At 70.4% G+C, this 11765-nt stretch carries 1 protein-coding gene; it reads left to right on the top strand.

Annotated elements, in window-relative coordinates:
• Positions 1-19: 19 nt before the first annotated feature.
• Complete coding sequence (locus H0B43_RS41435; RefSeq protein WP_282560112.1) at positions 20-11761, top strand: amino acid adenylation domain-containing protein; 11742 nt, start codon at positions 20-22, stop codon at positions 11759-11761.
• Positions 11762-11765: the final 4 nt, after the last annotated feature.

Genomic DNA, 11765 nt, shown 5'->3' with positions numbered 1-11765 from the left:
GCGGATCGACTCGACCGTGATGACGAGCTCCGGCTCTCCGGTGCTCGGCGCGCGGTCGCGGCCCGATCGAGTGCCGCTGTCGCTGGCACAGCAACGCATGTGGTTCCTCAACCAGTTCGACCCGTCCTCACCGGCGTACAACATCCCGGTCGCCCTGAGTCTGGACGGTGTGCTCGACGTGGCCGCACTCCGAGCGGCACTCGGCGACGTCGTCGAGCGGCACGAGTCGCTCCGCACCGTGTTTCCCGGCTCCCCGGACGGTCCGACCCAGGTGATCGTCGATTCGGCGCTCGCCACCCCGGATCTGGCCCCGATCCCGGTCACCGACCACGATCTCCGAGACTCGCTCGCGGACTTCTTCGGTGCGGGATTCGATGTGGCCGAGGAACTGCCGCTGCGGGTGAGACTACTGAGGCTCGGTCCCGAGCGGCACGTACTCGCCCTCGTCGTGCACCACATCGCGGCCGACGGCTTCTCCATGACACCTCTTGCGCGGGACGTGATGCTCGCCTACACGGCACGCGCACACCAGCAGGCGCCCGGCTGGGTACCGCTACCCGTGCAGTACGCCGATTACAGCCTCTGGCAGCGTGAGGTTCTGGGCGCCGAGGAGCAACCTGGGGCGGTGATCTCCGGGCAACTCGACTACTGGACCCGGACGCTGTCGGGCATCCCGGAGGTGCTGCCCCTGCCCCTGGACCGGCCGCGGCCCGTGCAGCGGTCGTTCCACGGTGCCGTCGTCACCGTCGACATCGGGCCGGCCGTGCACCGCGCACTCGTCGACATTGCCCGCCAAAGCAATTCGACGCTGTTCATGGTGGTGCACGCGGCACTGGCAGTGCTGCTCGAACGGGTGTCGGGATCGGACGACGTGGTGGTGGGCACGCCGGTCGCAGGCCGGGGGCACGCGGCACTCGACGACGTCGTGGGAATGTTCGTCAACACGCTGGTGCTCCGCACCCGGGTGGAGGCCGGATCGTCGTTCGCCGACGTGCTCACCGACGTCCGAACGGCGGACCTCGGCGCGTTCGAGAACGCGGACATTCCGTTCGAACGCCTGGTGGACGAACTCGCGCCGGAACGGTCCACTGCGCACGCCTCCCTGTTCCAGGTGCTGCTCGAATTCCAGACCGCCACCCGGACACACCTGGAACTGCCCGGGCTCACCGCCCGGTCTCTCGACGTCGACCTGGATGTCGCGAAATTCGATCTGCAGCTGAGCCTCGCGGAGCGGATCGACGAGGACGGGATGCCTGCCGGGATCAGCGCCGGTTTCCGTTACGCGACGGACGTGCTCGAGCGGGAGTCGGTGGCGGGTCTGGCAGCGCGTTTCGTGCGCGTGATCGAGGCCGTCACCGCCGACCCGGCCGTCCCGGTCGGCGACATCGACATCCTGCATGCGGCGGAACGTGAATTGCTGCTCACGTCCGTGCACCGGCCGGGAACCTCCATCGCGCCACTGTCGCTGGCGGATGTCGTCGATCGGGCGGTGGCCACGCGGGGCGATGCCGTTGCGGTGCGCTGTGACGGCTCGTCGGTGACGTACCGGGCACTGGACGAGCAGGCGAACCGGCTCGCACGACTGCTGGTGGCGCAGGGCGCGGGCCCTGAAACGCTGGTGGCCGTGGGGATGACGCGGTCGATCGATCTGGTGGTGGCCCTGCTGGCGGTGGTGAAATCGGGCGCCGGGTACCTTCCCGTCGACGTGGCGTCCCCGGCCGAGCGGTTGACCTTCCTGCTCGGCGACGCCCGGCCGCAGTGCGTGCTCACCACGACCGCAGACGCCGAGACCTTCCGGCGTTCCGGGGTCTCGGTGGTGGCGCTGGACGACGCCGAGATAGTGAATGCGCTGCGGCACTTCGCGTCCCACCCGCTGACCGACGACGACCGCCGCCGTCCGCTGCACCCCGACTCGGTGGCGTACGTGATCTACACGTCGGGCTCCACCGGACGGCCGAAGGGCGTGCAGGTCTCGCACCGCAACGTGGTCGCACTGCTGGCGAACACCCAGGCGCTGTTCGAGTTCGGGCCGGACGACGTGTGGACCATGTTCCATTCCGCCGCTTTCGACTTCTCGGTGTGGGAGATGTGGGGTGCGCTCGCACACGGTGGCCGACTGGTGCTGGTGGACTACTTCACGGCCCGCTCGCCCGAGAAGTTCCTCGAACTGCTGCGGGACGAACACGTCACGGTCGTCAACCAGACCCCCACGGCCTTCGCCCAGTTGGCCGAGGCGGATCGGCTCGCCGGCGGTCCCGGACTGTCGCTGCGATACGTGATCTTCGGCGGGGAGGCCCTCGAATTCGGGCAGTTGGCGCGCTGGTACGCACGCCGGGGCGACACGCAGGCGTTGGTCAACATGTACGGCATCACCGAGACCACGGTGCATGTCAGCCACCTGCCGATCGAACGGGACCTCGTGGAGGGCCGGTCGGCATCGGCGATCGGCCGGGGCCTGCCCGGGCTGCGCGTGCACGTGCTCGACGCACGGCTACATCCGGTGCCGCCGGGCGTGGTCGGGGAGATCTACGTCTCCGGCGCGCAGGTCTCGCGCGGCTACCTCGACCGGCCCGGGCTCACGTCCGGCCGGTTCGTCGCCGACCCCGCCGAGCCCGGTACACGGATGTACCGGTCCGGCGACCTGGGCAGGTGGAGCGCGAACGGACAGCTGGAGTACCTGGGCCGCAACGACTTCCAGGTGCAGGTGAAGGGCTACCGGATCGAACTCGGCGAGGTCGAGTCGGCCCTGCTCGCCTGCGACGGGGTGGCGCAGTCGGTGGTCACCGCACACGGCGACCGGTTGGTGGGGTACGTGGTACCGGAGACCGATGCCGCGATCGACGCGGCGACGATCACCGAAACGGCCGCGGCGCGATTGGCGTCGCACATGGTGCCGGCCGCGGTGGTGGTGCTGAATGAACTGCCGCTCACGGTGAACGGCAAACTCGATCGGACAGCGCTGCCCGCGCCGGACTTCGGGCAACGGGTCACGGTGGGGCGCAGTCCGGCCGGCGCGGCGGAGCGTGTTCTGGCCGGTCTGTTCGCCGACGTGCTGGGCCTCGAATCGGTGGGCGTCGACGACTCGTTCTTCACCCTCGGCGGGGATTCGATCATGTCCATCCAGTTGGTCACCCGCGCCAAGGCCGCCGGGGTCCTGCTGTCGCCGCGCGATGTGTTCGAGCACAGAACCGTCGCCGGGCTGGCCGAGATCGCCGGATCCGGGGACGGCGCCGTGGTTCTCCCGGAACTGCCCGGGGCCGGGGTCGGCGAGATTCCGTTGACACCGATCGTGCGGTGGATGCTGGGCCGCGGCGGCGACTTCCGCCGCTACTCGCAGTCCGCGCTGGTCACGGTTCCCGCGACGCTGGACGAGGACAGCCTGACGCGGGCGCTGCAGTCGGTGCTGGACCGGCACGACGTCCTGCGGGCCCGGCTGTACCCCACCTCCGGTACGGAGGAGGGATGGTCGTGGGAAGCGGCGGCCGCGGGGTCGGTGCGGGCCGACGCGGTGCTCCGCCGGGGCCGGGTTCGCGACGTCGCCGCCGAACTCGATGCGGCCCTCGATCGGCTCGACCCGGAGTCGGGTGTGTTGCTGCAGGCGGTGTGGCTGGACGCGGGCGAACGGACGGGTCGACTGCTGATCGTCGTCCATCACCTGGCGGTCGACGGGGTGTCCTGGCGGATTCTGATCCCCGACCTCGCGATGGCCTGCGCGTCCGGCGCGGCACCGGCGCCGGTGGGCACGTCGATGCGCCGGTGGGCGCATGCACTCGTCGACGCCGCGCACCAACCCCACCGCACCGCCGAACTCGCATTGTGGCGCGAGATGCTGACCGCACCCGACCCGTTGCTGGGGTCCCGCCCGGTGGCCGTCTCGGACACCGCCGACACCACCGCGCACGTCGAGGTCCGGGTTCCGGCGTCGTTGACCGGGACGCTGCTCACCACCCTGCCGCAGGCATTCCACGGACGTGTGGGCGATGCTCTGTCGACGGCACTGGCCATGGCGCTGATCCGGTGGCGGCGACGGCGGGATATCGACATCCCGGAGGCACTGGTGAGCCTCGAAGGTCACGGTCGCGAGGAGCAGGTGGTTCCGGGGGCCGATCTCGCCCGCACGGTCGGCTGGTTCACCACCCTCTTCCCGGCGCGACTCGATCTGCGCGGGGTGGACCTCGACGACGCGTTCGCCGGTGGCCCCTCGGCCGGGACCGCGATCAAGGCCGTGAAGGAGCAACTCCTCGCCGTTCCCGACCACGGGATCGGTTTCGGCTTGCTGCGATACGTGAACGGCGAGACGGCGCAGGCGCTTTCGACGCTACCGATGCCGCAAGTCAGCTTCAACTATCTCGGCAGAATGGGCGGGACCACCACGGCGACCGCGGAGGGTTGGGTGCCGGTCGACGAACCCGGACTGCGCGAGAAATCGGCGATCCCCGTCGCGTCGGTCGTCGACGTCAACGCGATGACCGTCGATGCGGCCGACGGGCCCCGGCTGACGTCCACCTGGACGTATCCGCCGGGCGTCCTCACCCACGAGGACGTCGACGAATTCGCGCAGCTGTGGGTGCAGGCACTCGCTGCCCTCGGCGCGCACGCGGCGGCGGGCGGCGGCGGGTTCACACCGTCGGATTTCGATCTCGTCGACCTTCGGCAGGATGCGATCGAGTCGTTCGAACACGCGTGCCCGGACCTGACCGAGGTGTGGCCGCTGTCGCCGCTTCAGTCCGGCATGCTGTTTCACGCCGAGCTCGCCGCCGAGTCCCTCGACGCCTATCTGGTGCAGGTGAGCCTCGACCTCGTCGGCGTGGTGGATTCGCAACGGCTGCGCCGCGCGGCCGACGCGCTGCTGGACCGGCACGCGAACCTGCGCGCCGCCTTCCTGCACGACGCCGACGGTCAGGCTGTCCAGGTCGTCCGGCGCGGAGTGGACGCGCCCTGGTGCGAGGTCGATCTGACCGCCCTCGACACGGAAGCGACGGTGGCAGAGGTCGAGCGACTGCTGGCCGACGACCGCGTCCGACCGTTCGACATGACCCGCGCCCCGCTGATCCGGTTCATGCTGATCGCGACCGCGCCCGACCGGTACCGGCTGGTGTCGACGAACCACCACATCCTCCTCGACGGCTGGTCGATGCCGCTGCTGGTCACGGAGTTGCTGACGTTCTACGCCACCGACGCCGACCCGTCGGCGCTGCCGCGGGTGCGCGGGTACCGCGACTATCTGGCGTGGATGCACGACCGCGATCGGAGCGCCTCGCGGGAGGTGTGGGCGCGAGCCCTCGAAGGGGTGGAGGGCCCGACCGTGCTTGCGCCGGTGGATCGGGGCCGCGGGTTGTCCGTGATATCCCGGGAGTGGGTGTTCGACCTGGACGAGGAGCGCACCACGCGCCTGCGCGGCATCGCCCGGGCGCGGGGACTGACCGTCAACACTCTCGTCCAGGTTGCGTGGGGACTCGTGCTGGGCACGGTGACCGGGCGCGACGACGTGGTGTTCGGCGCCACCGTCTCGGGGCGGCCCCCGGACCTGGCGGGCATCGAGACGATGATCGGACTGTTCATCAACACGCTGCCCGTCCGGATCAGGCTGTGGCCCGCCGAGACGGTAGGCGCTCTGCTGGAACGAGTCCAGGCCGAACAGGCCGCACTGTCGGATCATCACCATCTCGGACTCGCCGAGATCGACGGTGCAGCAGGCTCGTTCGACACCTTGACCGTGTTCGAATCGTATCCGGTCGATCGTGCCGGGCTGTCGATGGCCACCGACGTCGCCGGACTGCGGGTCGACGGGGTGGACGCGCGAGATGCCGCCCACTATCCGCTGAGCCTGGTGGCGTCCGTCGACTCGGTCCTGCACCTGAAGTTCGAGTACCTCCCCGACGTCTTCGAGACGGGCACGATCGCCGACATTGCCGGACGCGTCGTGCGGATGCTCGATGAGTTCACTCGTCCCGATCGGCCGGTGGCCACGCTGTCGCTGCTGACCGACCGGGAGCGGGCCGAGTTGGTGCCGGTCCGCGGCCGTCCGGGTGGGTCGGTTCGCACCCTGCCGCAGATTCTCGCCGAGGCGGCCGCACTCGACCCGGAGGCGATCGCACTGTCGTCCGAGGACGGCGACGTGAGCTACCGTGCTCTGGACGAACGGTCGAATCGCCTCGCCCGCGCTCTCGTCGCGCGCGGTGCGGGTCCGGAGACGTTCGTGGCCATCGGGATACAGCGGTCGCTCGACTCGATGCTCTCGGTGTGGGCGGTGGCGAAGACCGGGGCGGCGTTCGTGCCGATCGACCCGCACTATCCCGCCGAGCGGATCACCCACATGCTCCGCGATTCCGGAGTCACCCTTGGTGTGACCACCACCGGGCACCGGGGCAGCCTCCCCGGCGCGGCGCAGTGGCTGGCCCTGGACGATCCGGACTTCGCGACCGAGTGCGCCCGCCAGTCGGCGGCACCGCTGACCGACGCCGATCGAACCGGCCGGGTCTCGCTGGACACCGCCGTGTACGTCGTCTACACGTCGGGATCCACGGGCGTGCCGAAGGGCGTGGTGGTTCCGCATCGCGGACTCGACAACTTCGCTCTCGACCAACTCGAAAGATTCGGCGCGACACGGCAGTCCCGCACCCTGCACTTCTCCACACCGAGTTTCGACGGGTCGGTGTTCGAGTACCTGCAGGCCTTCGGGGCCGGTGCGACCATGGTGATCGCGCCGCCGACCGTGTTCGGCGGCGAGGAACTCGCGCGATTCCTGTCGGACCGCCAGGTCACCCACGCGTTCATCACCACCGCCGCGCTGGCGTCACTCGACCCGGCCGGACTGGCTCATCTCACCGACCTGGTGTTCGGCGGCGAGGCCTGCCCGCCCGACCTCGTCGCCCGCTGGGCGCCGGGCCGCCGGTTGTACAACGCGTACGGACCGACCGAGACCACGATCATGTCCAACATCAGCGAACCGATGGTCCCCGGAGCGCCGATCACCGTCGGCGGACCCATCCGCGGCGTCACGGAACTGGTGCTCGATTCTCGGTTGCAGCCGGTGCCGGTGGGGGTTCCGGGCGAGTTGTATCTCGCGGGGGCCGGCCTGGCCCGCGGCTATCACCGTCGACCGGGCCTCACCGCCGAGCGGTTCGTCGCCGACCCCTCCCGCCCCGGCGAGCGGATGTACCGTACCGGCGACATCGTGCGCTGGACGGCGGGCCACAGCATCGAATACGTGGGCCGCAGCGACTTCCAGGTGAAGATACGGGGATTCCGCGTCGAACTCGGCGAGATCGACGCCGCACTCGTGGCGGAGCCGAACGTCGGGTTCGCGGCCACGATCGCGCACCGCGCGCCCCACGGCGACGTGCTGCTGGCGTCGTATGTCGTCGCGGCGGCGGGTCGCTCCCTCGACACCACCGACCTCACCCGGCACCTGGCAGACCGCCTGCCGCCCCACATGGTGCCCTCGTCGATCACGCTGCTGGACCGCATTCCCCTCACGGCAGTCGGCAAGCTCGACCGGGCAGCCCTGCCCGAGCCCGACCTGCGGTCCGGGACAGGAGAATACCGGGCGCCTGCGGGCCGGATCGAGCAAACGGTGGCCGACGTGTTCGCGGAAGTGCTGGGCCAGGAGCGGATCGGTGCCGGCGCCGGTTTCTTCGACCTCGGCGGCAACTCCCTGAGCGCCACCAGGGTGACGGCGCGGTTGCGAGTGCTGCTCGGCGCCGACATCGGCGTGCGCGACCTGTTCGAGGCGCCGACGGTTGCCGGGCTGGCGGCCCGGATCGAGCACACCGAGGCCGAGCCGACCGGACGCCCGGTTCTCGCGGCCCGTACCCGGCCCGGTGACATACCCCTGTCGTTCGCCCAGCAGCGGATGTGGTTCCTCAACCAGCTGGACACGTCGTCGCCCGCCTACAACATCCCGATCGTGCTGCGGCTCACCGGTGAACTCGACGTGCGAGCGCTGAACTCGGCCCTCGTCGACGTCGTCGCCCGGCACGAGTCGCTGCGCACGGTGTTCCCGGTCCGGGGCGCCGGGCCGGTTCAGCAGATCCTGCCCGCCGAGGGAGCTTTGCCCGCGCTGGTCCCCGTCCCCGTCGGGGACGAGCACCTGTTGCGTGAGGAACTCGCCCGCCTGGTCTCGGCGGGTTTCGATGTGACGGTGGGGCGTCCCGTACGGGTCGGGCTGTTCACCCTGTCCGCCACCGACCACGTCCTCGCGGTCGTGGTGCATCACATCTCGGCCGACGGGTTCTCGATGGCCCCACTCGTGCGCGACGTGATGACGGCCTACGGTGCCCGCCTCGGTGGCGGCGCACCCGAGTGGGCACCGTTGCCGGTGCAGTACGCCGATTACGCTCTGTGGCAACGGGAATTGCTGGGTTCGGACGACGACCCCGGCTCGCCGACCGCGACGCAACTCGGCTACTGGAGGGCGGCCCTCGCGGGCGTGCCCGACCTGCTGGAACTGCCCACCGATCGGGACCGGCCCGCCCAGCAATCGTTCCGCGGTGCGCGCGTCCACTTCTCCGTCGACAGCGACCTGCACCGGCGGATCCGGGACCTGTCCCGACGCCTGCGTTCCACCGAGTTCATGACCGTGCACGCCGCGCTCGCCGTCGTGCTGGCACGGCTCGGCAGCACCGGCGACGTCGTGATCGGAACACCGATCGCCGGCCGGGGCGAGCCCGCGCTCGACGATCTGGTCGGCATGTTCGTCGGCTCGCTCGCCCTGCGCACCCACGTGGACGCGGCCGCGTCGTTCGCCGCCCTGTCGGCGCACTGCCGCGACGTGGACCTCGCGGCCTTCGCGCACGCCGACGTTCCCTTCGAGCGTGTGGTGGAGGCGGTCGGCCCCACCCGGTCGACGGCGTATTCGCCGATCGTCCAGGTCTCCCTCGAATTCCAGAACAACGAGCGACCGGTGCTGACCCTGCCCGAACTGGAAGTCCGAGGTATCGACCCCGAACTGGCCGTCGTCAAGATGGATCTCGAATTCCTCGTGGCCGAGGAGTTCGACGCGAACGGCGACCCGGCGGGGATGACCGGCGCCGTGGACTTTGCCACCGATCTCTTCGAGGCCGCCACCGTCCGCGGTTTCGCCGACCGGTTGGTGCGAATCCTGGACGCCGCCACCGGCAACCCCGAGCTGCCGATCGGTGATCTGCCGTTCCTCGACGAGGTGGAGATCCGCGACCTGGTCCCGGCCCGCGGCGGACCGGGTGTGCGCCCGCAGCGCTGGCCCGACCTGCTGACGGCCGCGGCCGCGCTCGATCCCGACTCGGTGGCCCTGTCGTACGAGGACCGGCGGATCAGTTACCGCGAACTCGACGAGTGGTCGAACCGGCTCGCCCGGGTCCTTCGGGACCGCGGCGTGGGACCGGAGATGTTCGTGGCGCTCGGGATGCCCCGGTCGATCGAGGCCGTCCTCTCGGTCTGGGCGGTGACCAAGGCGGGCGCGGCCTTCGTCCCGGTCGATCCCACCTATCCCCGCGAGCGGATCGACTACATGCTCACCGATTGCCGGGCCGCGCTCGGCCTCACGGTGCGAGACCGCCGCGACCATCTGCCCGACACGGTGCCGTGGCTCGTGCTCGACGACCAGGACTTCGCCGAACAGGTGGCCGGGGTGTCCCCGGCGCCGGTCACCGACGCGGAGCGGACGATCCCGTTGCACCTCGACCACCCGGCGTACCTCATCTATACGTCGGGCTCGACCGGACAACCGAAGGGGGTCACGGTCACCCACCTCGGCCTGGCGAATTTCACGGCGGAGACGCACGAGCGGTTCGAGGTCACCCACGATTCCCGGGTGTCACATCTCGCGTCCCCGAGTTTCGATGCCTCGGTGTTCGAACTGATGATGGCGTTCAGCGCCTCGGCGCGGGTCGTGATCGTGCCGCCCACCATCGTCGGCGGCAGCGAACTGGTGGAACTGTTCCGCCGCGAGCAGGTGACCCATGCCACCATCACGCCGACCGCACTGGCGGCGCTCGACAACGACCGTCTCCATTCGCTTCGGGTCCTCGATCTGGTGGGGGAGGCGTGCCCACCGGACGTGGTTGCGCAGTGGGCTCCGGGTCGCAGCCTGCACAGCGGGTACGGGCCCACCGAGACCACCGTGCAGGCGAGTGTCAGCGCAGCCATGCGTCCCGGGGAGGGCGTGAACATCGGGTCGCCTGCCCTGGGATTCGAGTTCCTGGTTCTCGACGAGCGACTGCAGCCCGTCCCCGTCGGGGTGCCCGGCGAACTGTACATCGCCGGACCGAGTGTGGCACGCGGGTACCACGACCGGATGCCGCTCACCGCGCAGCGATTCGTGGCCTGCCCCTTCGGCGCGCCGGGGCGCCGGATGTACCGAACCGGCGACGTGGTGCGCTGGCGGCGGACTATCACACGCCGCACCCTGGAATATTTGGGCCGCAGCGACTTCCAGGTAAAGGTGCGCGGTTTCCGGATCGAACTCGGGGAGATCGACACCGTGCTCGCCCGCCACCCCGCGGTCGCCTTCGCCGCCACCCTCGGACACACCGGTCCGTCGGGGGACACCGTACTCGCCTCGTATGTGCGGGCGCAGGACGGTCGGGACGTGGATTCGGCGGAACTGCGGGCCTACGTGTCCGAGCGTCTGCCCGCGCACATGGTGCCGTCCGCGGTCGTCGTGCTCGACGAGATTCCGACGACCCCGGCGGGCAAGCTCGACCGGAAGGCGTTGCCCGCCCCCGAGTTCGGATCGGCCGCTGCCACATTCCGGCCACCCGCCACGGACACCGAGCACATCGCGGTCGACGCGTTCGCGGAGGTGCTCGGCGTGGATCGGGTGGGCACCGCGGACAGCTTCTTCGACCTCGGCGGAAACTCCCTCCTCGCCATCAGGATCGTCGGCGCCCTGCAGACCGCACTGGGCCGGACGGTTCCGCTGCAGTGGATGTTCCTCGACCCCACCCCGGCGGGCCTCGCGCGTCGCCTCGACGTTCCCACCGTCGGTCCCGACGCGGAAGAGGCGCTCGCCGTGGTGATCCCGCTGCGCGCGCAGGGCGGTGGCAGGCCGCTGTTCTGCGTGCACCCGGGAATCGGGCTGTCCTGGGGCTACGCCGGGCTCGTCCGGCATCTGCCTCCCGACCGGCCCGTGTTCGGACTGCAACTGCCCACGATCAGCGGCGACGGCGAGTACCGGTCGATCGAGCAACTGGCGCACCGCTATGTGGAGGAGATGAAGGCCATCCAGCCCGAGGGACCGTACGACCTGCTCGGCTGGTCGCTCGGCGGCGTGATCGCCCATGCCATGGCCGTCGAACTGCAGCGCGGCGGCGACACGGTGGCGACGCTCGCGCTCATGGACAGCTACCCCGACGACGGCGACGGCGCACCGCCCGGCGAACTCGATCTGCGGGACCTGCTGCGCGGGCTGGGGCTCGAGATCGACGACGGCGGTGAACTCACCTACGAACGGGCGGCGCGGCTGATCGACGCATCGCTGGGAGCCGAGACCGGAGTGCGCGGGCGCGATCTCGAACGGATCGCACGAGGATACGAGAACTCCCGGCTCATCGGGCGGCGGTTCGTGCCCCAGGTCTACGACGGCGACCTGCTGATCTTCCCAGCTGCCCGCAACGGGGGCGGCGCCACCCGTGCGCGGTCGGCGCAGGAGTGGCGGCCGCTGGTCACCGGCCGCATCGACGAGCACGCCGTCGACTGCGGGCACAACGACATGATCGAGTCGGAGTCCCTCGCCGTCATCGGTCCGGTGCTGGCTCGTGCGCTCTCCGCGGGGCCGTGAACCC

Source organism: Rhodococcus sp. 4CII, assembly GCF_014256275.1.
GTDB lineage: Bacteria > Actinomycetota > Actinomycetes > Mycobacteriales > Mycobacteriaceae > Rhodococcus_F > Rhodococcus_F wratislaviensis_A.
This window is presented reverse-complemented; position numbering and strand designations above follow the sequence as displayed.